Source organism: Arthrobacter sp. efr-133-TYG-104, assembly GCF_030208915.1.
Taxonomy (GTDB): Bacteria; Actinomycetota; Actinomycetes; order Actinomycetales; family Micrococcaceae; genus Arthrobacter.
Map to the genome: position 1 here is coordinate 93,855 of NZ_JARVTA010000023.1, position 22,689 is coordinate 116,543.

The 22,689-nt window shown below is 60.0% G+C and carries 17 protein-coding genes; 10 read left to right on the plus strand and 7 right to left on the minus strand.

All coding sequences use genetic code 11. From position 1 onward, the window contains the following. Nucleotides 1-10: 10 nt before the first annotated feature. Together dnaN and dnaA are read right to left on the minus strand one after the other, a co-directional pair. On the minus strand, nt 11-1,135 hold the full coding sequence (gene dnaN, locus QRN04_RS15595) for a DNA polymerase III subunit beta (protein ID WP_284976935.1): 1,125 nt from the start codon (nt 1,133-1,135) through the stop codon (nt 11-13). 573 nt (nt 1,136-1,708) lie between these two features. Beyond that, nucleotides 1,709-3,127 (minus strand): chromosomal replication initiator protein DnaA, encoded by a 1,419-nt coding sequence (gene dnaA / locus QRN04_RS15600; RefSeq protein ID WP_284976936.1) that lies wholly within the window; start codon nt 3,125-3,127, stop codon nt 1,709-1,711. Between the two features lie 465 nt (nt 3,128-3,592). Between dnaA and rpmH the strand changes: the two genes are divergently transcribed. The 8 genes from rpmH to QRN04_RS15640 all read left to right on the plus strand — a co-directional run bounded on the left by rpmH (nt 3,593) and on the right by QRN04_RS15640 (nt 9,160). Continuing rightward, nucleotides 3,593-3,730, plus strand: coding sequence for a 50S ribosomal protein L34 (gene rpmH / locus QRN04_RS15605; protein WP_011776797.1), 138 nt, complete (start codon nt 3,593-3,595; stop codon nt 3,728-3,730). 43 nt (nt 3,731-3,773) lie between these two features. Then, complete coding sequence (rnpA, locus tag QRN04_RS15610) at nt 3,774-4,184, plus strand: ribonuclease P protein component (RefSeq protein WP_284976937.1); 411 nt, start codon at nt 3,774-3,776, stop codon at nt 4,182-4,184. Beyond that, on the plus strand, nt 4,132-4,599 hold the full coding sequence (gene yidD, locus QRN04_RS15615; RefSeq protein WP_284976938.1) for a membrane protein insertion efficiency factor YidD: 468 nt from the start codon (nt 4,132-4,134) through the stop codon (nt 4,597-4,599). The genes rnpA and yidD overlap by 53 nt, the downstream gene beginning before the upstream one ends. A gap of 16 nt (nt 4,600-4,615) precedes the next feature. Beyond that, entirely contained in the window at nt 4,616-5,575 is a 960-nt protein-coding gene (gene yidC / locus QRN04_RS15620) for a membrane protein insertase YidC (protein WP_284976939.1), read from the plus strand. Continuing rightward, on the plus strand, nt 5,575-6,120 hold the full coding sequence (locus QRN04_RS15625; protein ID WP_284976940.1) for a Jag family protein: 546 nt from the start codon (nt 5,575-5,577) through the stop codon (nt 6,118-6,120). The genes yidC and QRN04_RS15625 overlap by 1 nt, the downstream gene beginning before the upstream one ends. A gap of 6 nt (nt 6,121-6,126) precedes the next feature. Next, nucleotides 6,127-6,777, plus strand: a complete 651-nt coding sequence (gene rsmG, locus QRN04_RS15630; RefSeq protein WP_284976941.1) for a 16S rRNA (guanine(527)-N(7))-methyltransferase RsmG — start codon at nt 6,127-6,129, stop codon at nt 6,775-6,777. A gap of 129 nt (nt 6,778-6,906) precedes the next feature. Then, on the plus strand, nt 6,907-7,920 hold the full coding sequence (locus tag QRN04_RS15635) for a ParA family protein (protein ID WP_502868808.1): 1,014 nt from the start codon (nt 6,907-6,909) through the stop codon (nt 7,918-7,920). A gap of 67 nt (nt 7,921-7,987) precedes the next feature. Beyond that, complete coding sequence (locus QRN04_RS15640) at nt 7,988-9,160, plus strand: ParB/RepB/Spo0J family partition protein (protein ID WP_284976943.1); 1,173 nt, start codon at nt 7,988-7,990, stop codon at nt 9,158-9,160. A gap of 5,203 nt (nt 9,161-14,363) precedes the next feature. Here QRN04_RS15640 and trxA read toward each other — a convergent pair. From trxA to QRN04_RS15665, 5 genes are all read right to left on the minus strand, one after another. Next, entirely contained in the window at nt 14,364-14,690 is a 327-nt protein-coding gene (gene trxA / locus QRN04_RS15645; RefSeq protein WP_284976944.1) for a thioredoxin, read from the minus strand. A gap of 32 nt (nt 14,691-14,722) precedes the next feature. Then, the gene (gene trxB, locus QRN04_RS15650; RefSeq protein WP_284976945.1) at nt 14,723-15,679 is read right to left on the minus strand and encodes a thioredoxin-disulfide reductase; all 957 of its coding nucleotides are present in this window, start codon (nt 15,677-15,679) and stop codon (nt 14,723-14,725) included. 190 nt (nt 15,680-15,869) lie between these two features. Then, nucleotides 15,870-17,684 carry an ABC transporter substrate-binding protein gene (locus tag QRN04_RS15655; RefSeq protein WP_284976946.1) on the minus strand — a complete coding sequence of 605 codons (1,815 nt, stop codon included), beginning with the start codon at nt 17,682-17,684 and terminating at the stop codon, nt 15,870-15,872. Between the two features lie 140 nt (nt 17,685-17,824). Further along, the gene (gene murJ / locus QRN04_RS15660; protein WP_284976947.1) at nt 17,825-19,849 is read right to left on the minus strand and encodes a murein biosynthesis integral membrane protein MurJ; all 2,025 of its coding nucleotides are present in this window, start codon (nt 19,847-19,849) and stop codon (nt 17,825-17,827) included. Nucleotides 19,850-19,875: 26 nt separating this feature from the next. Next, nucleotides 19,876-20,379, minus strand: a complete 504-nt coding sequence (locus QRN04_RS15665) for an NUDIX hydrolase (RefSeq protein WP_284977018.1) — start codon at nt 20,377-20,379, stop codon at nt 19,876-19,878. 196 nt (nt 20,380-20,575) lie between these two features. Between QRN04_RS15665 and QRN04_RS15670 the strand changes: the two genes are divergently transcribed. Continuing rightward, on the plus strand, nt 20,576-22,087 hold the full coding sequence (locus QRN04_RS15670; protein ID WP_284976948.1) for a CCA tRNA nucleotidyltransferase: 1,512 nt from the start codon (nt 20,576-20,578) through the stop codon (nt 22,085-22,087). Further along, nucleotides 22,084-22,665, plus strand: a complete 582-nt coding sequence (locus tag QRN04_RS15675) for a histidine phosphatase family protein (RefSeq protein ID WP_284976949.1) — start codon at nt 22,084-22,086, stop codon at nt 22,663-22,665. The genes QRN04_RS15670 and QRN04_RS15675 overlap by 4 nt, the downstream gene beginning before the upstream one ends. Nucleotides 22,666-22,689 lie beyond the last annotated feature (24 nt).

A 22,689-nucleotide genomic window follows, 5' to 3' on the forward strand; every position in this document is an offset into this window, starting at 1 on the left:
TATGGAGGGGTTAGTTAGGCAGGCGTACCGGCATCACGAGGTAACGGTAATCGTCCTGGTCCTCGCCGTCGGCTTCGGCTTGCGCCGTAATCATGGCCGGCTTGGGAGCCGTGGTGAACGAGAACCGAACGTACTTGGTTTCGATGACACCCAGGCCTTCAACGAGGTAGTGCGGGTTGAAAGCTACCGTGATGTCTTCACCGGAAAGTTGGGCTTCGAGTTCTTCGGACGCTTGGGCGTCCTCTCCGGTTCCGGCGTCGAGGTTCAGTAGGCCCTGGGTGAAGGCCAAGCGGACCGGCGTATTGCGCTCAGCCACAAGTGAGACGCGGCGAACGGCCTCAACCAGGTCCTGTGTTGCCACCGTGGCATGGATCGGAGTCGAATCGGGAAACAGCGAGCGGATCTTGGGGTAATCACCGTCGACCAGAAGCGACGTGGTGGTCCTTCCACCGCTTTCAAAGCCGATAAGGCGGCTGTCATCGTCCGCAAGTGCAAGGTTGATGTCCCCGCTACCGCCCAAGGTTTTGGCTACCTCATTGAGTGTTTTGGATTTCACCAACGCACTTGTGGAGATGCCGGGTGTCACTGGTTTCCAAGGAACTTCCCGCATGGCCAGGCGGTACCGGTCGGTCGCCAACAGGGTGATGAGATCGTCCTCGATCTCCATCCGAACCCCGGTCAAAATCGGAAGGGTGTCGTCTTTGCTGGCGGCAATGATGACTTGGGACACCGCTTGAGCGAACGCGTCTCCGGGCAATGTGCCACTGACCGCGGGCAGCGATGGGAGGTCGGGATACTCGGATTCGGGCATCGTGGCCAGGTGGAAGCTGCTCCGGCGGCAGGTCAGCGTGACCTTGTTGCCGTCGGTCTCCACATCCACGGGAGCTGAAGGAAGGCTGCGGCAGATGTCAGCCAGCAGGCGTCCGGAAACCAAGATGGTTCCCTCGGTGGCGATGTCCGCCGGAATCTCGAGGCGGGCCGAGGTTTCGTAGTCAAAGCTTGAGAGGCTAACCGTTCCGGCTTCAGCTTTGAGGAGCAGACCCGAAAGCACGGGTACGGGCGGCCGCGGAGACAGTGACCGTGCGGTCCAGGTAACGGCTTCTGCCAAGACGTCACGGTCGACTCTGAACTTCACGGAAGGGTGCCGCCTTTCATTGCTGGTACCAAAACATAGCTGCGGAACTCGTGATCGAGCCCGCCAAATCTGCATTCGCCTGGGCTGGAACCTGCATGGTTCGCACTCAGCGAATCACAAACAGACCCAGGGATGGGAGCGCTGCTGACAGCTTAGCCGGAAGATCCTGGATTAACCCATCTCCAGCCGTGACGGCACACCCTGTGGGGACAGTCCGGGTTCACGTCACCCTGGTCCTTGGGGTGTTTCCGGGACTGGGGTTGGGTCGGCAGAACGAGATTGTTATTTGAGGGATTTCAATTTTTTGGGATTCGTAGTGTTAATAACTGCTGTGGAAACTGTGGATAACCCGCTCTGGCCGCGACCCTCCGCGGTTAAGCCCTGTTCACGAACTGTGCGTTAACTGGGTTTTAAACAGGGTGTGGATGGGGACAACTCCCAACGCCTGTTTTGACGATCCACAGACGGCTTAAGGGTTTTAAGCCCATTAAGCACGCTTGTCCCCTTAACCATCCACAGGCTTATCCACATGTGCCTGTTAATAAGGTATGTGGAGGCGAGGTAGGTGTGAGGCTAGGAGTCGCGCTGTTGCTGCTTGATGCGGTTGGTGAGCTCCGTAACCTGGTTGTAAATCACACGGCGCTCAGCCATGAGCTCGCGAATCTTCCGGTCGGCGTGAATGACGGTGGTGTGGTCCCGGCCACCGAGTTCCTGGCCAATCTTGGGGAGGGACATATCCGTGAGTTCACGGCAGAGGTACATGGCGATCTGCCGTGCGGTCACCAATGTCCGGGTACGGGACTTACTGCAGAGTTCTTCCATGCTGAGTTTGAAGTAGTCCGCAGTCTGGTCGAGGATCTGCTTGGCTGTGATTTCCTGGGCGCCATCATCGGTAATCAGGTCCTTGAGGACCATTTCCGCCAAGGCCACGTCAACGGGCTGCCGGTTGAGGCTTGCAAAAGCTGTGACACGGATCAGCGCGCCCTCAAGTTCACGGATGTTGCTCGAGATCTTCGAAGCGATGTATTCCAAAGCATCGTCCGGTGCCGAGAGGCCTTCGCTGAGGCCTTTCTTGCGGAGGATGGCGATGCGGGTTTCCAGCTCGGGCGGCTGGATATCCGTCAGCAGGCCCCATTCGAAGCGGGACGTCATCCGGTCCTCGAATCCAGCGAGCATCTTCGGTGGCTGGTCGGAGGTGATAACAACCTGCTTGTTGGCATTGTGCAGGGCGTTGAACGTGTGGAAGAACTCTTCCTGCGTCCGGTCCTTGCCGGCCAGGAACTGGATGTCGTCGATCAGCAGGACGTCGACGTTCCGGTACGTGGTCTTGAAGCTGGTGCCTTCGTCATCACGAATTGAGTTGATGAAGTCATTGGTGAATTCTTCTGAGTTCACGTAGCGGACGCGGATCCCGCTGTAGAGGCGCCGCGCATAATGCCCGATTGCGTGCAGCAGGTGAGTCTTGCCAAGTCCGGAGTCACCATAGATGAACAACGGGTTATACGCCTTGGCTGGTGCCTCGGCCACTGCGACGGCGGCTGCGTGCGCGAAGCGGTTGGAGGAGCCGATAACGAAAGTGTCGAAGATGTATTTCGGGTTCAGGCGACCAAATTCGTGGGAGGTGCTGGGCGGCGTCGGCTGCGGTTTCGGGTCGGCAAAGTCCGACACAGCGGACAGTTCGACGGCGGGCTCCGGCTCCACGTGGACCGGCACCAAGTCCGTGTCGACGTCGATCGCGCAGCGGATGTCATCCGAGAAGACATTGCGGAGAGCCTCGTCCAGGGCGTCCTTGACTTGGGTCTGCAGGACCTCGCGGGTGAGCTCATTGGGAACGGCTACCAGGAGGGTGGATCCGATCAGGCCCTGCGCCTGGGCGAGGATGACGAAACCGCGCTGGCGGGGGGTGACCCTATCGTCTTGTTCCAACAGGTTCAGCACCCTACGCCAGGAACTTCCGACAGTGTTGGCGTGGTTGGCTTCGTCTACTGTCATCAATCTGTTCCTAAATACTTGCTTGCCGGCGATGCTGGCAGCCAGAGTGTCTCCGTCCTGCGCTGTTCCAGTGATGATCCACAGAGTTATACACAGCGGGTGGAGATTGGGCTACTGAGCCACTCTAGGGGATGAAAACCGTAGAAGATAGCTGGGAAGTTGCTTGTGGATAATTACACGGCTGTGGTTCGGTATTTGCCTCTGTGAGCCACTTCATCCACAGGCTGTGAGCCATCACTGGACACAGCTGTGGATAGTCCTGCGGCAGGCTCCCGGTTTGACTGTGGCGGTCTTTTTGCCCTAACGTTGTGAAGTCCTTTGTGTCCGCTTTTGAGATGAGTTGCAGGTCCGTACGTTCAACGTATGGATGGCAACGGCGGCAGGCACATACAAAACTTAGCGTCGGCCAGTTCTTCCCCTTTTCTGATCGGGTGGGCGCACCTTTGATCCACTGGAGTAACTAACGTGAGCAAGCGGACTTTTCAGCCGAATAACCGCCGTCGGGCCAAGAAGCACGGCTTCCGCCTTCGTATGCGTACCCGTGCAGGCCGCGCCATCCTGGCTGCCCGTCGCGGCAAGGGCCGCGTCGAACTGTCGGCATAAATACAACTGACTTGTCGGTCAGAGTCTTTTTGAAGGTTCTCCGGTGCTAGCCACCCCTAACCGTCTCAGGACTTCTGCCGATTTTTCAACAACTGTACGTTCCGGCGTCCGCAATGGACGCCGGAACTTAGTGTTATATGCGGCCCCCCTGGGGGTCGGGGAGCCGAGTCGTATCGGTTTCATTGTCTCCAAAGCCGTCGGGAACGCCGTGACTAGAAACCTCGTTAAGAGGAGACTAAGGGAAGCGGCTGCCCTTTCCCTGTGTCAGCACGGAACGGGCCTGGCGGTGGTCGTGAGGGCACTGCCAGCAGCAGCATCAGCGGGCTGGGAGCAGCTTCTCTCCGACTACAACGCCGCATTGGCAGCGACGACGAAGCGTTTGGGCGGATCGGTTCCGCCTAATGCTTCGTCGAACCACAACGGCACCACAACGGAAGGGACACCGCGTGCGTAAGAACAGCACCGCCGTCGTTCCTTCTTCAAGCGTGCCCACGGCCAAGCGTTCGGGACCAAGCCGCTGGCCAGCGGTGGCCGGATTTTTCTGGAACCTGCCCCGAAACATCATCATTCTTTTACTGAAGGCGTACCGCAAGGTCATTTCGCCCCTGTACGGCCAGGTTTGCCGTTTCTTTCCTTCATGCTCGGCCTATGCGCTCGAGGCAGTAACCGTGCACGGTGCTGTGAAGGGCAGTTGGCTTGCAGCCAAGCGGCTCGCCAAGTGCCACCCCTGGAACGCCGGCGGAGTGGACCATGTCCCCGCCGGTCATCGTCATTGGCCTGAAGGCCGGACGCCCACAATTGTTGTACTGAACAATCCGGACCAGTTCTTGGCTGCTCAGGCTGATGAAGAAGGCCGCTCGGCGGCCTGAGGAATAGGGATATCGTATGGACTTCATTGGGACAATCTTGTTCCCGTTCAAATGGCTGGTGTCGATCATCATGGTGGGTTTCCATGAGGGGTTGAGCACCATCGGCTTGCCGTCAGGTAACGGCTGGACGTGGACTCTTTCCATCATCGGCTTGGTGTTGGTGATCCGAGCAGCCCTCATTCCTGTCTTCGTCAAGCAGATCAAGGCCCAGCGCGGCATGCAGCTTCTGCAGCCGGACCTGAAGAAACTCCAAGCGAAGTACAAGGGCAAAACGGACCAGCTCTCCCGCCAGGCCATGGCGCAGGAGCAAATGGCGCTTTACAAGCACCACGGCACCAACCCGTTCTCGGCCTGTTTGCCGATGCTCATCCAGATGCCGTTCTTCTTCGCCTTGTTCCAGGTACTTTCAGGGATCTCAAGCGCCAAGAACGCAGGCACCGGCATTGGAGCGATGAGCGCCCAGCAGGTAGTTGAGTTCGACGAATCAAGCATCTTTGGAGCACCGCTTTCGTCCGCGTTGTTGCATGGCGGCAATGTCTCCGTTGTGATTCTCAGCCTCGTGATGATCGTTGCCATGACGGCTTCGCAGTTCATCACGCAGAAGCAGATCATGGCCAAGAACATGTCCGAGGACGCCATGGCCAGCCCCTTCATGCGGCAGCAGAAGATGATGCTTTATATCCTGCCGCTCGTCTTCGGCGTTGGTGGCATCAACTTCCCCATCGGCGTACTCATCTACTGGACCACCACCAACCTGTGGACCATGGGCCAGCAGTTCTTCGTTATCCGACGCATGCCGACCCCCGGTTCACCGGCCGCCAAGGCTCTTGAACAGCGCCGCGCTGCCAAGGGACTGCCGCCGATGCTGGGCGGGAAGAAGCGCGACGACGAGGCCGAGGCTGCTGCTGCGACTGCCGCAGCTGACATTCGAGCTCAGCGCGTCCAGCCACAACGCAAGAACAGGAAGAAGAAGTAATGTCTGCCGAGAGCACTGAAGAAGTTGTTACCGCTGTGACCGACGAGGATTCGCAGGAGGAAAGCCAGTCCAAGACTGCAAACCGACTGGAAGAGGAAGGCGATATCGCAGCTGACTACCTCGAGGAACTTCTTGATATCGCTGATATCGACGGCGATATCGACATCGAGGTTCGCAATGGGCGCACATACATCTCCATTGGCACAGACGAGGAGTCCGATGCCCTGGATAGCCTCGTGGGCCCCGACGGCGAGGTCCTCGAAGCGCTTCAAGAGCTGGCACGCCTGGCTGTTCTGTCGGCAACAGAGAATCGTTCCCGTTTGGTGTTGGACATCAACGGTTACCGTAAGGAGCGCGCCGGCGTTCTGCAGGAAATTGCCGAAGACGCAGTAGCCAAGGTCAAGGAGGCCGGGGGGACGGTAGCCCTCGAACCGATGAGCGCGTACGAGCGCAAGATCGTTCACGACGCTGTGGCCGAGCTTGGGTTTGTTTCCGAGTCGGAGGGCGAAGGGGCAGGCCGCCACATCGTCGTCTCGGCCGACTGACGGCCCATGGTTGATATCACCTCAGCTGAACTGGAAGCAGCACAGAAGATTTTCGGAGAACGCTTGGATCTCGCCAAGCGTTATGTGGAGCACTTGGCCACATCCGGTACTGAGCGTGGGCTTATAGGTCCGCGTGAGGTGCCGCGGTTGTGGAGCCGCCACGTTTTGAACTGCGCGGTTATTGAGTCTGCAATACCGTCGGGCAGTCACGTTGCCGACGTCGGGTCCGGTGCCGGCCTGCCTGGGCTGTGTCTTGCCATCGCCCGGCCGGACTTGGAACTGACCCTGATCGAACCGCTTGAGCGGCGCGTCATTTGGTTGCAAGAGGTAGTCGATGATCTCGGCCTGGACAACGTCACCGTCATGCGGACCAGAGCTGAGCTCGCTGTCGGAATGGTGACGGCGGACGTAGTCACCGCGCGGGCAGTTTCCGCCTTGGCGAATCTGGCTGGCCTGACTATTCCGTTATTGGATGGCCATGGAGAAGTGGTGGCCATCAAGGGGCGGAGTGCCGCAGAAGAGATTGAGAAAGCCAAAAAGGTTATCCGGAAACTCGGGGGCGTTCAGACGTCGGTTGTGGTTTGCGGACAGGAGCTTTTGGAGGAACCCACCACCGTGGTGAGGATCATCGTCAACAAGCCCCGAAAGACTCCGTAGGTCCCGTTCGAGTTCCCGCGTGTCGGCGATTGAGCGGTTAGGCTAGAGATCGGCAGCAAGCGCCGAATGAGAGTGAGAGTGCGACCAGTGGGCAGTAGTGAAACCTCCACGCAGCGAATCCCCCCCTTTATGTCTTTAGGGTCGGCTCGCGCCATGGCTACGCCCTCTTCGTCCCTTCAGTCCGCAATAGTGCAAACCAAGTCGGTTGAGAACGCTGCCGTTTCACGTGAAACCGTCTCAAATGGAGCGCAAAACGTCATGGATTCCATTGATGACTCCAGCCCCATCGCGCGGCAGTTGGCCAACGAGACCCGTCGGCGTGAGAGGCTGATCGGGCGGGAATTGCCCAAACCCGATGGCACGCGGATTTTCACCGTTTCCAACCAAAAAGGCGGGGTGGGTAAGACCACCACAACGGTAAACATCGCAGCGGCCCTGGCGTCTGCGGGCCTTAACGTTCTTGTTATCGACATCGATCCCCAAGGCAACGCATCGACCGCTCTTGGCATCGAGCACCACGCCGACGTCGACAGCATTTACGACGTCCTCATTAATGATCTTCCGCTGAAGGACGTCGTCGCTCAGTGCCCCGACATTCCCAACCTGATCTGCGCGCCGGCCACGATCCACTTGGCCGGCGCGGAGATCGAACTCGTGTCGCTGGTTGCTCGTGAGCAGCGACTTCGCCGGGCCATTGACGTCTACGCCAAGGAACGGGCGAAGAACGGCGAGGACCGGTTGGACTTCATCTTTATCGATTGCCCCCCGAGCCTGGGTCTGCTCACCGTCAACGCATTCTGCGCTGCCAGCGAAGTCCTCATTCCTATACAGTGCGAGTACTACGCGTTGGAAGGCCTGAGCCAGCTTCTCAAGAACATCGAGATGATTCAGAAGCATCTCAACGCTGACCTTGAAGTATCCACGATTCTTTTGACGATGTATGACGGTCGAACTAACCTGGCAGCACAGGTGGCGTCCGAGGTCAGGCAGCATTTCCCAGATCAGGTATTGAGTGCGGTGGTGCCCCGCTCGGTCCGAATCTCGGAGGCACCAAGCTACCAGCAGACGGTCATGACCTATGATCCTTCATCCAGCGGTGCCCTCTCCTACATGGAAGCCGCCGCTGAAATCGCCGAACGATAGAATTCTTGAAACACCGCAACAGTCTGGGCCGATCCGTGCTCGACGCTTCCATCGGAGGGATGACTACATGAGTGAAAAGCGAAGGGGCCTCGGCAGGGGTCTTGGGGCTCTCATTCCTAGCTCGCCGGCCGGTGCCCAAGGGGGCGGTGTCTCGACCTCCCGACCCGTGGATCTATTTTTTCCTGAAGCCCGCAAGAGCGTTGAATCGCCTGAGGAGGCTTCACTTGACGCGTCGGCCGCCGGCGATTCCAAGGCTGAGTCCTTGACGAGGCCCCGTGCCGCTACAGCTGCTAAGGTGCCGTCTGCAGCTAAGGGCGCGCCGGCAAAACGAGCCCCAAAGGACTCAAGCCGACCCGAACCCGTAGAGGACGCCGAGCCACGGTCTTCTGCCAGCGCTGACGCGGGCGTGGAATTAGTGGAAGTCCCCGGAGCTCGCTTCGCGGAAATACCAGTTGGGGATATACACCCCAACCGAAAGCAGCCGCGTTCCGTCTTCGATGAAGACGACATGGCCGAGCTTGTTCACTCGGTCAAGGAAATAGGCGTCCTCCAGCCAATTGTTGTGCGTACTTCAACCGAAAAGGGTGGAGAACCGTACGAGCTGGTCATGGGCGAGCGTCGATGGCGTGCAGTTCAGGCCGCTGGCTTGGAAACAATCCCCGCGATCGTTCGCGACACCACCGACGACGACTTACTCCGTGATGCACTTCTCGAGAACCTCCACCGGAGCCAGCTCAATCCATTGGAAGAGGCTGCGGCATATCAGCAATTGTTGGAGGACTTTGGAACTACCCACGAGGAGTTGGCTGATCGCATTGGCCGGTCGAGACCTCAAGTTTCCAACACTCTCCGTTTGCTGAAGCTGCCACCGCTTGTCCAGCGCCGGGTTGCCGCAAACGTAATTTCGGCGGGTCATGCGCGGGCACTGCTTGCACTACCCGACGCGGCCGCCATGGAGCGCCTGGCGCAGAAAATCGTAGCTGAGGGAATGTCCGTTAGGGCAACGGAAGAGGCGGTGTCGCTCTACCAAGATCCAGCAGTTCCTGAAAAGAGTAAGATTCCCAGGCCGAACGCGCGTCATGAACGGTTGGATTATCTGGCCTCATCGTTGTCTGACCGCTTGGACACGAACGTAAAGATTACCCTTGGTGCTCGAAAGGGCAGGGTTAGTATCGAATTTGCTAGCGTCGAAGATCTTAACCGAATCATGGATGTGCTCGGTCCTGGCGCCGAAGCTTAGGATTTTTTGATATGGAGGGGCTGTCTGTTGCAGACAGCCCCTCTTTTGCTTTGGGTGGTGCCCGGCAAGGGCGGTCCTGCGGATCTTCTTTAACCTAGTGGCAACGATGGCCGTTTCACGTGAAACATTGCTGATGTGCGGTGACACTGGCTAACAGGCCCCATGGACATTGGCGTCGTTCCCGTTTTATGAATGGGGGCTATTCGATTGGTGGGTTTGGTGTGAGCCTCAGTAAGAGAGCGTCATTGTTCTGGACCCAGCCTCCGTGCTCCACGTGATAGAAACAGTGCGGGGCCTATCCCTGCATATTCGTGCGGTCCACGGTTTAGGAAATGCGGGAGGTCTTGATACTCAATTCCGAAAAGTGAATCACTCCCTGAGTACGGCCAATGATTGCGAGCAAGACAACTCGGGGCTCGCATGTTTCACGTGAAACATGGTGCCGCTCTACCCGCAGTAGGCCTGCTGAGGAATACGCCCCTGCCACCGGGTCGTTGATCCCTCAGCCGTAGGTCCTTCAATTGTGCCGTGATGCTCGGCTGCCGGTCACACTGTTGGTGGTTTGGGCTTGTCGGAGCGTGTTGTCCGACGCACTGTTATCGTGCGACTGCGGGAGCGTCTGTGCCGTTTACACCCTAAGACGAGTCATGGGCAGCTCAGCGTCTGCACGCGTCAGGATGGCGGGCTGCAGGCCCTCCGACAAGGTCGCTGTTCTGGTGCTGGGAAAGGTAGCAAGGACGTTTCACGTGAAACATCGCGCGGCGTAAGCTTACTGAGAGTTAAATCTCAGTCGCGGTGCTGTGCGAGGCTTCCCAGGTGCGGAGGGCAAATAGCCAGCCTCGATATGCAGGGCCGGTGTTCGGTGTCTGAGTTGAATCGCTGTTTTCAACGACAGTGGCGCCGGCATCGTTGGGTCTTGGTGCAGGCGCCGTCCTGTGTATGGCAGCTCCCCCAAGGTGTCTCTGATAATCAATTCCCCCGACGCGGCCGCAGGATCTACGCAGGGGCCTGTGGAGAGAAATTATGCAGGCGATGGTGGGGCCCCTACCCTGTGTCCCTAGGGGTTCGTTGAGGCGTGGCCCGTGATGGGCCCGTTTCACCCAGTCCACGTGGAACCGTCGAACGCTATGGCGCGCAAGCTACGGCTGTCGACGCGGTCCGTCTTGAGTTAGGAGTGTCCACTGGCGCCGGCGACGAGTGGCAGCGATGCTAACCCAGTGCCCCGGCCTAGGTTACCCCTTCGCTCGCCAGGTTCAGGTCTCCCCCGAATTCGGGATCAACCGCGCAGGCTATTAGGGTGAGGATCTGGCCGTCCTTCCTCGTAGCCGCTGTCAGATCTATCTAGCGACGCCAACAGCGAGCTTGAGGTGAACACGGCTGACCGCACGCCATGGAGGCCTGTTAGGTGCTTTGGTGGAGCGCGTGAATGGATCGACCGAGCATGGCACACTTCAGCAAGCTCCGGCTCACGGACTCAGAGAGTGCGCGTTCGGCAGATGCGGGGAGGCGGCACACCGTCTCCTCGACCCATGAAGGGACTCTCGATGTCTCAGCAGACCGTGCGCTGCTACTCCCCAATTCATGCCGGCCGAGGGTTGGTCTCTGCCCAAGCCCAGATCTAGGTTCTTGAATACTCCACATGCGGCGGCTTTCGGATCCGTCGTCGTCGGGTTCTTGTGTCCTACGCCCCCGCCGCGCGGACTTATCTTGCCGCATCCTGGTGTGAACCTGAAAGCACGTACAAGGCGTAGGGTCGTGTAAATCATCTGATGTTGTCTGGCATGGACTATGGACCCCTGGTGTAGTCTCGCCGGTGGCAAATGACGGTCAACGGCCCGGAAGCACATGCCACGCGAATTCGCCAGACTTGGGGGCACAGAACAGAGGCGATTGTTTCACGTGAAACAATCCACGCGTGACGTTCGAATAACTCGAGGAGCACGGGTTGCTAGGCTTGTTGATTACGTCGTGGCCGGTGGAAACCCCTGTGGATAACTTTGGGGAAAACCTTGTCCATAATGGCTGGTCCCGCGGTGACACACTGCCCCATCTGTTGCCAGCGTAGAGGCTCTCCACCAGCCACCGCGAAGAGCACCGTGTTGTTCTCGCACCTGCGATTAGCCGGGATCCGGTTCGTCGGTAAATGTGCCGCAGTTCGGTCAAAACGGCCCAATTTGCGCCACTTGGAAGCAGATCTCCGCACTTTTCCGTTCCAAACGCAGCCTAGCCGCCGCCATTGGGAATGAGGCTAGCACGCTCTGACAGGCGGCGCAGAAGCGCCGCCGCACGACGCTGAGGGATTGGACTAGCCGGTATTCGTCATGCCCTCACGGGGCTGTGGAAAACCTTGTGGATAAGTCTGTGCACAATTTCATGGTTGCGGTGAGACTGCCATCTGATTCGCACACTGATCTGAAGCTAGGAGGCGGGTTCGGCACCACCCAGATTCGTCTCGGATGCTGTATTTCCTCGCCAGCCCAAAGTTTGGCACGGTGGGGGCGACCAAGGCGCCTCGTGAACCGAGGCCCCTGGAACTCCCTAGTCGATTGTTCCCTTGAAAAGGATGAGTACAAACCACGACCGTCCGCCCGGATTGATCGGATGTCTTGGGACCGCTCGGATTGTTCCAAATCCTCGTCGCTCAACAGGCGGGACTGCTGCGTGGGAGTTGGTCTTCCCATCCGGCCCGGCCCTACTTGTGCAGCGGGTTTCTGGCCTGTCGGAGCTGGCCCGACGTTGGGGGTGGCGCAGATGGCCGCTGTGGACCACGACGGCCGTGAGGACCGGTCTCTTCCTCCGCCGCCTGAGGACGCCTGAGATCCGGGGGGATGGTGGCACAGCGCGGACCTCGCGGTTAGCCAAGAACAGGCACGGTGTCTCTGTACGCCTGAGCCATGATTTAGGTGCGCGGCCTTTTGAATTCATGTGGTCGTTTCAGGCCGCCGGAGAGGCGCTCTCGCGCCGTGTGATGCGGGATAGATCCATTCTTCGTTGTTGGGTTGTCCGTCGGACGTGGAGTGTCCGTGGACTAGGGACAGCTCACTCTGAGGTTAGGCGTGCGAACTGACCACCGGTCGGTGGTCAGGCACGACTCTCTCAGGTCTACATCCACTGGTCCACCAGACGCTGCCCTAATAGGCCAAGGTCCCCAGAGACCCCCTCTTCTACGGCTCGGTTGGACACAATGTCTTCGAGCAAGTAGCTTCTCCCGGGCCTGCGTACGTTCACGTGAAACGTTGGGACCGTATTCAGGGCGAGTATGTTTCACGTGAAACATACAAGTGGCCCCATGGAGCAAGTTCCTCCGGAAGGCAAACTATCTTGAACTACTCGAATACGCACCGGTCCTCCGCCTGGGTGCCGTCCGCAATGATAACCGCGGCACAGAGAGAACTTAGCCTTTCGTGTGGTCAGAGACCTTGATCTGTCTGCCTTCTGAGGCCGCGGAGATTTGTCTCCAAGGCTCGCCACGATAGCGGTCGCGTTAGTGGTTCCGTGCTTGCGCCTAACCCGGCGTATATCCAGCGCGCAGTATCACGTGAAACAGCGGTAGGTAGCTGATGCCGCAAGAACATGACGGTGCTTGAATTCAGGCGTGGAGTGGGCTGCCCTTCGCTCACCATACGTGCTTGGTGCGGACCGATTCACCACTTTCCGTCGATCGAAGGCGCAATCCCCGCGAAGAGCAGCTGTAACAATGTTTTGTGGGTCGTCCAGCGCTTCGAGCGTTGTGCGTCTAACCCAAGCGCACAGTGCATTCGAATATCGCCTCTGGTCGATGGCATCTTTCTGAGGTTCCATGGACGTCAAGTCGTGGGCTTCGGTTGGACCGCCGACGTCATTCTCTACATAGCTGACTAATGGAACCGGAAGAACAGAGCATGGCGGGCAACTCCGCGCAGCGGGCAACGCGAAACGGTTCAGCATTTGTCTCGACTACCCAAGATGCTGCTACCTCCGGGGTCCGATGCGCTGAGAGTGCTTCGCAAGATGTTTCACGTGAAACTTTGCGCTTGTTTGCCTAAGTTGGATCGAGGCCCCTCAGTTCGCCACGATTTCCATTGTCGGTTCCGGGGCTGCAAGATCGAACTGATCACCGCGATGTTCGTTCCACAGTGGCGCTGAAGATCCCCACACGGAGGGCGACGTGCTCAATTGTGTGGCTTTGAATGTTCAACCACGCAGGCACAGCCCCGACGCACCGATTCATAGTTTGTCATCAGGCGTTCTCACCCTGCGGGAGAATAGGGTCCAGGGACTGCGCAGGTGCTTGGCAGAATGCGCCGCTTGAGCCCAACCACCCCCTGACCTACTGACGAACCGGCCGCGGTTTCCCGTGATTCTGTTGCGGGACGGCAGAATGGCAAGCATGTGAGGGTGAGCGCCCCAACAACAACGATTCTAGGGGGGCGTGGAGTAGCCGCCCGTCGGGCCGCCAATGTGTCTCCGGGCGTGATTGGTCTTACCGTGGAGCCGGCGTCGGGCTAGGTTGCGCGGTAATTGAATAGAAGTGCATTCAACCGCCCGGTCGCTGCCCGGACACGGCTTGGCGCCATCCCGAGCGAGCTGTGCGCTCCGCGCCCGGTGGGCCGGGGACCAGATGCGGCCCCGACAGTTCAGTTCAGGAAGAAGTACTTAGGGACATTAAAATGCCGTGCACGGAGCGCGGACGATAGAGCCCGATCCAGCGGCGGTCTGATTAAGCGATCGCCTTGTGTTTCACGTGAAACACAAGGTTCTGGGCAAAGAAGCACTTACTTCCCTGCTCCGGGTGCAGTTCGGCGGGAGAGACCTGCGACCGTTGCTTCCATCTAATTCCGTCATGGGGCGAAGGGCTTGCCGAGGATGGCATCCCGGCCGACTAGCGGGCAGGGGAAAGAGGCTACCGTCTCCCCTGCCTCGCTACGGCGTCGATGCACCCTACGACGTGGGCCTCATGAACCGCACCGCATGAACGGGGACCTAGATCCGGGATCGTCAGCGCTGCAGCCAGCGCTGGGCCCTACCCCAAGCTAATGAAAGCACGAGCGAGCATGATGAGGCCAAACCAGCGCTTCCTGGACCATTCACGATTCGAAAGAATACGCTAACGGTTTCATTCGCGTGAAAAACAGAAGAGCCGATGGCTGGAGACACCCGGAGGTTTCCCTAGCCATCGGCTCTTACCTAGCAGTGATTCCTGCGGTTAGAACCAGATGCGTTGTTACGACAGTACGTCCGCAAATTCCTTCTCGAAGTACTGCTTCGGCCGGGCACCGATGACCGTGTTCTTTACTTCGCCGCCGCTGAACAGGTACACGGCAGGGATGGACGTGATGCCGTATTCGGCTGCGATGGCCGGGTTGTCATCGACATTGACCTTGACGACTTCGATCTTCCCGCTGTACTCGACGGAAATCTCATCGAGGATGGGACCGAGTTTGCGGCACGGCCCGCACCACTCTGCCCAGAAGTCCACGATCACCGGCTTTTCAGAAGCCAGGACATCGGTGCTGAAGCTAGCGTCGGTTACGTCTTTTGCGTTGCTCATAACTTTTCCTTTCGAACGGTGGTGTGGGCAGCTTAGGAGTTCAGGTTGGCGAGGAAATGCTCGACGTCGAGCGCGGCAACGCAGCCAGAACCGGAAGCTGTAATGGCTTGCCGGTAGGTGGGGTCAATGACATCCCCTGCTGCGAAGACACCTGGGATGTCTGTTCGTGAGCTTCGGCCGTCAACAGCGATGGTTCCTTCAGGAGTCAGCGCCACCTTCCCCCGGACCAGATCAGTGCGGGGATCGTTGCCGATAGCAACAAACACCCCGGTTACCGGGAGCTCCCTCTCGGTGCCATCAACGAGGTTCTTCAATCTCAGGCCCGTGACCTTGTCACCACCCAGAACGTCTTCGACGGCGGAGTTCCACGCGAACGTGATCTTCTCGTGCGCCTTGGCTCGGTCGGCCATGATCTTGGAAGCCTTGAGGGTATCGCGCCGGTGGACCACCGTGACTGACTTGGCAAACTTGGTCAGGAAGAGGGCTTCTTCCATGGCCGAGTCACCGCCACCAACCACCGCGATGTCCTGGTCCTTGAAGAAGAAACCGTCGCAGGTTGCGCACCAACTAACACCGTGGCCGGAAAGGCGCTTCTCGTTGACCAACCCGAGCTCACGGTAGGCAGAACCGGTGGACAAAATAATCGCCCGAGCCTGGAAGGTCTCCCCCGTGCCGATCGTCACCGTCTTGATGTCGCCGTCGAGCTCCAAGTTGGTGACGTCTTCGAACAAGATCTCAGTGCCGAAACGGGCAGCCTGCTTCTCGAAGTTCTCCATCAGGTCCGGGCCCATGATTCCCTCAGGGAAACCAGGGTAGTTTTCGACGTCGGTGGTATTCATCAATTCGCCACCAGCAGTGACGGAACCGGCAATGAGCAGAGGCTTCATGTTGGCACGGGCGGTGTAGACGGCGGCTGTGTAACCGGCGGGGCCTGAACCTACGATGATGACGTCGCGCACCTGCGAGGCGTTGTTTTCTGCACTGCTCACTTGGCGTGAACCTCTTCCTTAGTCGATGCTGCGGCTTTCGGGGCAGCCACCTGACTCAACCCCTGATGGGCCCCAAATATTCCGATTTGCTTTGGGGACCCAAAAAGCCACCACCATTCAGGTTACCGTCTGTGGGCTAACCGCCCCGCAGCGGGACTCCCTATGACCGAGGTGGAACCGAGTGAAGCAGTTAGTGGACTTGTACCTCGGCCAGGCGCAAGCCATAACCGTAACGGGTCTTGGGCACGGCCAATTTGGGAAGGGTCTTGATGTCCACGATCACGTACTGGGTCTGAGTCGGTGCGGAAAGAGGCATCGTCAGTTCCGGCGACGTAAAGCTATTGGTACCGACGAGCTTCGCCCCATCCATCGCTGGGCGATCGTTGGTGAAGACACTGATGCTTCCACCAGAGCCCCCCAGCTGGTCCAAGACCACGGAGCTGACGGAAGTGGGTTCCTTGAGCTTGATAACCAGCGGCACGTCTCCGGACAGCCCACCCCAGTCAGCGGTGGCGAACTCCATGTCCGACCAGTAGCTGGCAGCATTGCCGTCAAAGGCCTTCACAAGGTCCTTGTCGAACGTGGCCGCGAAGGGGAAATCGCCAAGCCGGGTGATTCCGTCTATCGCAGGCGGCGCTGGCGGAGCAGTTGGTGCCGCTGACGGCGGTTGGCTCGCCGTACCTGCTCCTGTGGGTTGCGGCGCCGCCGTTTGTGTCGGCGCCGGGGCAGCCGCATGGGGCATCAGGCTTCCCAGATTGGTAACTGCGAGAATGAGACCAACGATCAAAACAGCCGCCAGCAGGCCCCCGACCAACCAGCGCATGGAACGAGGTTCCTTCTGCGGACGGTCATACTCGTAGGTCTCGTCCTCTTGGTAGTCGGTCTGCACCGCAGCCGACGCCGGAAAGTTGCTTGCTTTCCGGTCGTACCCGGAATGTGCGGGGCCGTTGCCCGGGGCGGTGCCAAGCGCGGCGGATGCACCTGCAGCGCCGACGACACCTGCGGCACTGGCACCCCCTGCCGGCGCAGCAGCAGAGTCTTCACCAGCGAAGCCGTAGTCCTCCTCGGACCACAGTGAGACCTTGGGCTGCGTGGCAGGCTTGGCGACAGGTTGGGGCCGCACTGGAGGGGCTGCCTCGGTGGGCGGAGCCACAGGGGCAACAGCCTGGGTGGGCGCTGCTTGAGCGGGCGCCTGAATCGGAGCCGCCTCGGTGGGAGGCTGTACCGGCGCCGGAGGTGCCGGATTCTGGACTTGAGGTTCTGCGGTGGCGGACGGCGCGGCAGCCACAGGTGAAATGTCATTGGCACTTGATGCCGCGGCCGTAGTTTCCGCGGCAGTACCGGCGTCGTGATTCTTGGAACCGGCGTTCTTCAGTACAGCGGCGGCAGCGGCACCCGCAGCACCGGCACCGGCAGCGGCTGCGGCCAGCTTGCCGGCGAACCCGCCCTTGGGGGCCGGGTTGGCGGCGGGCATGGGTGGCACGTTGCCCGAAGGACCCGACGACGCACCTTCAGACGTGGGCTGCCGATCAAGCTGCGACTGGATGGGGTAACCGTTTTCGTCGTACTGGATGTACTCGGCTTCGTGCTCGTCGTCCTCGTAGAGGCCGTCGTACGTCTCGGGTTCATAGGTACGCGGCTCGCCGAAGATTTCGCTGCCGAGTGTCTCGGTGAAGAACGGTTCGATGTACGGCGGGTTGGTGGCAACCACCAAGTCCAACAGGTCAGGAGCGCTGCTGTGGTTCGTGATCAGGTATGTGGTGTTCTCACTGATACCGAGGTCCAGGATCTGGACGTGGCCCGGGCGCTCCCCCGTGGCTACTTCGCGGGCACTCTGTGCAACTTGCTCGGCATTTCCGGGGCCTGCAACGAGGATGCTCACGGGACGGTTGAGGACCTGGTCCACGCCGTCGAGCACCTGATCTTGGTCATGCGAGGTCAACACATTGGCTGTGACCTTGTAGCGGCCGCCAAGTACTGATCCGACGTCGATCGGGTGGGACACGTGTTCCTCCTAGGCTGTCCGGGAGCTGCGGGTCCTGCACGCGGCTGGCCCGGCCGAGCCGGTTCAACCGTTTTTGCAACTACCTATATTCGTTTCTAGCCTAGCCGATTGCGGCCCGCGGCCTGTGTTGGCGGCACGGCTCATTCACCGGAGTCGTTGCGCGAAGAAAAATAGGGATTCTGTCCGGCATGACCTTGGTAGGTGTGCCGGCCCGGGAGTGGAACCTGGGGATGGAACCTACTGGCCCGAGCCGTGCTGGGTTCGTTCTCCTCGGGAAGGTACTCGGTGGGAACCTCGACGCTTTCATGATGTGAAGTGCGCGGTTGGTGGTCGGGGCGTTGCGGCTGCACTGCGGGTCCTGCCCTGAAAGAGGCGGCGTCGAACTCGCCCGAGATGCGCGGGATCAACCCGGTGTCATCGGAGACCGTGGCGCGTGTCGCCGTCGTGGGTTCAGCAGAGGTCCCGGCGGGGACCGGGACGCCGCGGCCCAAACGTCCCAGCAAAGGACGCAGGAGGTCACGGAGTTCAGTGACGTGGAAGACCCGGAGCAACACGAGGTAGGCAAGCAGCATGACGGGCCCGACGACGACCACGGTCACCAGGGCGGCCGGGCGGCTGCTCCATGCGAAACCGTCGGCACGGTAGCTACCCAACAGCCACAGTGCCAGCGCACCAGAGACGGCCGATCCCAGGCCGGCATAGCCCATCCTGATGTACGCATTCGCGATTCGGGGACCGTCCAGATGGCCCAGCATCCGCCGCAGGAACACCACGCTGATCACAACGGAAAGGATGTTGCCGAGGGTGTAGAGGATGGCGATCGCGTAGATGATCTGGCCCACCGGAAGGAATTGAATGATGAAAGCGCCCACTACGTACACCACAGCGAGAAGCAGCTGGACGTAAAGGGGTGTTCGGGCGTCCTCGTTGGCGTAGAACACGCGGGACATCATGAAGTTGGCGCTCATGAACGGAGTGCTCAAGGCCAGGATGGTCAAGGTCTGGGCCAGCATGACGCCGTCTTGCGGTTTGCCGCCGGAGAAGAACATGCCCAACGGGCCGGCCAGCGCGAAGAGGGCCAACGCCCCGAAAACCGTCGCAACCGCCATGGTGCGCAGACCATGGGACAGGGCGTCACGCAGTTCGGCTTTGTTGCCGTCCTGCGAGGCCCTCGTCATGCGGTTGAAGAGGACCGTTGCCAGCGACAACGCAATAATCGAATGCGGCAGCAGGTACAGCTGGCTGGCAACTTCCAGGACTGCGTTGCCGGGCAGCGTCGATGCGGCGGTGGTCTCCCCCGCATCATTGAGGCGCAGCCGCTCAGCACCAGGAATCGTGGCAATTTTCATGACGTACAGAAATGCCAACTGCCCGACGGCGGCAGTCGCCAACGTCCACGCGCTGAGCTTGGCCGCCTGGCCCAGTCCCACGCCGCGCCAACCGAACCGGGGACGCAAACCCAGCCGCAGCCGAAAAACAGGAACCAGCAGGATAGCCGTTTGGGCGAGGACGCCGAACGTGGAGAACCCGGCCACCAGGAGGGTTTGGGTGGGCCCCCAGTTATCCAGTGTGTGGGGATTGGTGACGTTGGCGCCCAGGATCCAAATGAACATTCCGAGGCCGGCGATGGCCACGACGTTATTGAGGATCGGTGCCCACATGGCGGGTCCGAATGCTCCGTGTGCGTTCAAGATCTGGGTGAGTAGCGCGTACAGCCCGTAGAAGAAGATTTGCGGCAGGCACCAGAAAGCGAACGTGACAGCTAAGGCCTTTTGCTGCTCTGAATACCCCTGCGTGGTCAGGTCAATGACGCCGGGAGCGGCGATGGTCACCAGCGTTGTCAGCCCCAAAAGTACCAAAACAGCCAAGGTCAGCAGGCGGCTGATGTAGTCCGCGCCGCGGTCCGGGGCGTTGCTGGCCTTGATGATCTGCGGGACGAGGACGGCATTGAAGACGCCGCCGGCCACCAGGAGGAAGATCAGGTTCGGCAGGTTGTTCGCATTAATGAACGTGTCATTGACCGTTGAGCCCAAGCCCAAGGCTGCACCGAGCATCCATGTTTTGGCGAAGCCAAGGAACCGGGAAACGAGCGTCCCTGCAGCCATGATGGCGCTGGAACGTGCTTCTCCGGACTGAACCGAGGGGGTTTGTTTGACTACAGACATCGTCTATATCGTCCCATGCGTCCGGCTCAGAGGTGTTCTGGCAGCACTTCCCGCGCCAAATCGGCGATGCGGCGTTCGTTCGGGAAGGACAGTTTTCGGGCCAATTCCTGAAGGGGAACCCAGGCAGCGTCCACGGCTTCGTGGTCGGGATCGTTCTCGATGGTCAGCTCTCCGCCTGTTGCCTGCAACAGGAAATGGTGCACGGTTTTGTGGACCCGGTGGCCGCTGACGGTAAACCAGTAGTCGATGCTCCCCAGCGGTGCCAGGATGTTGCCCTCAATGCCCGTCTCCTCCGCAATCTCGCGGACGGCGGCTTGCTCGTTGTTCTCGCGGCCTTCCGGGTGGCCCTTGGGAAGGCACCACTCAAGCCGGCCACCCCTATTAACGCGGGCAATGATCGCAACCCGGAGGTCGTCGTCGGACGTGTCAACAACAACGCCACCGGCCGAGACCTCCTCGACGGTGGGAAGGGAGGCCTGTGCCGGGTGCTGAGGAACAGGCGCGACATGCGCTCCAATTGCCGACGGCAACGGTGCGTTTGTCCTCCTGCCGGGAGCGCTCGGAATCGGATTGGCCATGAGGTCCACTCTAACGACTCTTGCCCTCCAGTGATGACCGGGACATGGCCACGGGGTGGACTGCAGGAGACCGCCGCCGCGCCGCATCCGGATTTCACATTGAACAGTGGCCCAACGCGGCGCAAAAATCTGCCAAGCTTAAGGAACTATGGCGCACGTACTGCACAGCTCTTCTGTTAACTTCACCATTGACCCGGTGGTGCTCGACCTCGGGCAGCGGTTCGTCGACGCCGGATTCGAGCTGTCACTGGTGGGCGGCCCAGTGCGCGACCTCTTCCTCGGGCGCACGTCCCCGGACCTGGATTTCACCACGGACGCGACGCCGGACCAGACCATTGCAGTCATCAGGAAATGGGCAGACAACTTCTGGGAGATCGGCCGCGCTTTCGGCACGATCGGCATGAAGAAGAGCGGCTTCCAGATCGAAGTCACAACGTATCGCGCTGAGGCATACGATCCCGATTCCCGGAAGCCCGTGGTGGCCTTCGGCGACTCCCTGACCGATGACCTGCTGCGCCGGGACTTCACCATCAATGCCATGGCGTTGCGCTTGCCGGGACTGGAACTGGTTGATCCCTTTGGTGGCGTCCGCGACCTGCACGCTTCCGAGCTCGCCACACCCGGCGCACCTGAGGCTTCCTTCTCCGATGATCCCCTCCGGATGATGCGCGCGGCACGTTTCGCGTCACAGCTCGGCGTTTCCGTTCACGACGACGTCCGCCTCGCCATGTCCCAGATGGCGGACCGGATCAAGATCATCTCGGCAGAACGTATTCGGGAAGAACTGGTCAAGCTCATCAACGGAGCCCACCCCAGAGAAGGCATTGACCTCCTGGTGGACACTGGTTTGGCTGATTTCGTGCTTCCGGAGGTCTCAGCCCTGCGCTTGGAAGCCGACGAGCACCACCGGCATAAGGACGTCTACCAGCACTCGCTCCAAGTCCTCGAACAGGCAGCAGCACTGGAAACGGGACCTGATGGGCCGGTTCCCGGGCCCGACTTTGTGCTGCGGTTCGCCGCGCTCATGCACGATGTCGGCAAGCCCGCCACGCGTCGCTTCGAACCAGGCGGTGCGGTGAGCTTCCGGCACCACGACGCCGTGGGTGCGAAGCTGACCGCTAAACGGATGAAAGCACTGCGCTTCGACAACGACTCCATCAAGGCTGTTGCCCGCCTGGTCGAATTGCACATGAGGTTTTACGGCTACGGCGACGCCGGGTGGACGGATTCAGCCGTGCGCCGATACGTTACCGACGCCGGTCCCCTGCTGGAACGCCTGCACCGGCTCACCCGATCGGACGTAACCACACGGAACCAGCGCAAAGCCGATCGATTGTCGTTCGCCTACGACGACCTGGAGCACCGCATCACGGCGCTTCTGGAGCAGGAATCATTGGCAGCCGTTCGGCCCGACCTCGACGGCGCACAGATCATGGCGCTTCTGGGACTCAAACCCGGCCCGGTGGTGGGACGAGCCTACAAGTTCCTCTTGGAGCAACGCATGGAACACGGGCCGCTCGACCCGGACGAAGCCGAGCGGAAGCTCCTGTCCTGGTGGGAAGCGCAACCTGAGTCCGCCGTCGTCGAGCCTTTGGACGAGACTGAACTGTCCACAGCATCCACAGTGGCGGACCGCGAAGAAACAGAGGAGCCCTCATGAACCCTTCGACCTCACCACGCCCGCAGCTCTGGATCCTCCGCCACGGTGAGACGGAATGGTCCAAGAGCGGCCAATACACGGGCCTGACCGATCTTCCCCTCACAGTGGAGGGCGAGCAGCAGGCCGTAGAGGCCCGGAAAGTGCTGGAAGGCATTGACTTCGATCTCGTCCTGACCTCGCCGCTGCGCCGCGCCCGCCGCACCGCGGAGCTCGCCGGATATCCCGACGCCGTCCACGAGCCACTCGCCGTGGAATGGAACTACGGCGACTACGAAGGCATCAGCTCAGACCTCATCCGCAAGGACAACCCCGAGTACCTCATCTGGACCGATGGAGTACCCAATGGTGAGACGCTCGACGAGGTTGCTGCCCGGGCCGACAAAATCATCGGACGGGTGCTGGAGTCCGGAATGGATAATGTGCTGGTGGTTGCCCACGGGCATTTCTCCAGGATCCTGACGGCCCGATGGCTCGAAATGGATGCCCGCGAGGGGCGCCACTTTGTCTTGGGAACCGCGAAGGTGTGCACTTTGGGATGGGATAAGAGAACGCCTGCGATTGTCCGTTGGGGCCTCTAGAAAACAATTCAGAAAAACTTGTGG

Coding starts and splice junctions, on each gene's coding strand:
- dnaA (WP_284976936.1), bottom strand. CDS start 3,127: ATGACAGTAGACGAAGCCAACCACGCCAACACTGTCGGAAGTTCCTGG.
- yidD (WP_284976938.1), top strand. CDS start 4,132: ATGCTTCGTCGAACCACAACGGCACCACAACGGAAGGGACACCGCGTG.
- yidC (WP_284976939.1), top strand. CDS start 4,616: ATGGACTTCATTGGGACAATCTTGTTCCCGTTCAAATGGCTGGTGTCG.
- QRN04_RS15625 (WP_284976940.1), top strand. CDS start 5,575: ATGTCTGCCGAGAGCACTGAAGAAGTTGTTACCGCTGTGACCGACGAG.
- rsmG (WP_284976941.1), top strand. CDS start 6,127: ATGGTTGATATCACCTCAGCTGAACTGGAAGCAGCACAGAAGATTTTC.
- QRN04_RS15635 (WP_502868808.1), top strand. CDS start 6,907: ATGTCTTTAGGGTCGGCTCGCGCCATGGCTACGCCCTCTTCGTCCCTT.
- QRN04_RS15640 (WP_284976943.1), top strand. CDS start 7,988: ATGAGTGAAAAGCGAAGGGGCCTCGGCAGGGGTCTTGGGGCTCTCATT.
- trxA (WP_284976944.1), bottom strand. CDS start 14,690: ATGAGCAACGCAAAAGACGTAACCGACGCTAGCTTCAGCACCGATGTC.
- murJ (WP_284976947.1), bottom strand. CDS start 19,849: ATGTCTGTAGTCAAACAAACCCCCTCGGTTCAGTCCGGAGAAGCACGT.
- QRN04_RS15670 (WP_284976948.1), top strand. CDS start 20,576: ATGGCGCACGTACTGCACAGCTCTTCTGTTAACTTCACCATTGACCCG.
- QRN04_RS15675 (WP_284976949.1), top strand. CDS start 22,084: ATGAACCCTTCGACCTCACCACGCCCGCAGCTCTGGATCCTCCGCCAC.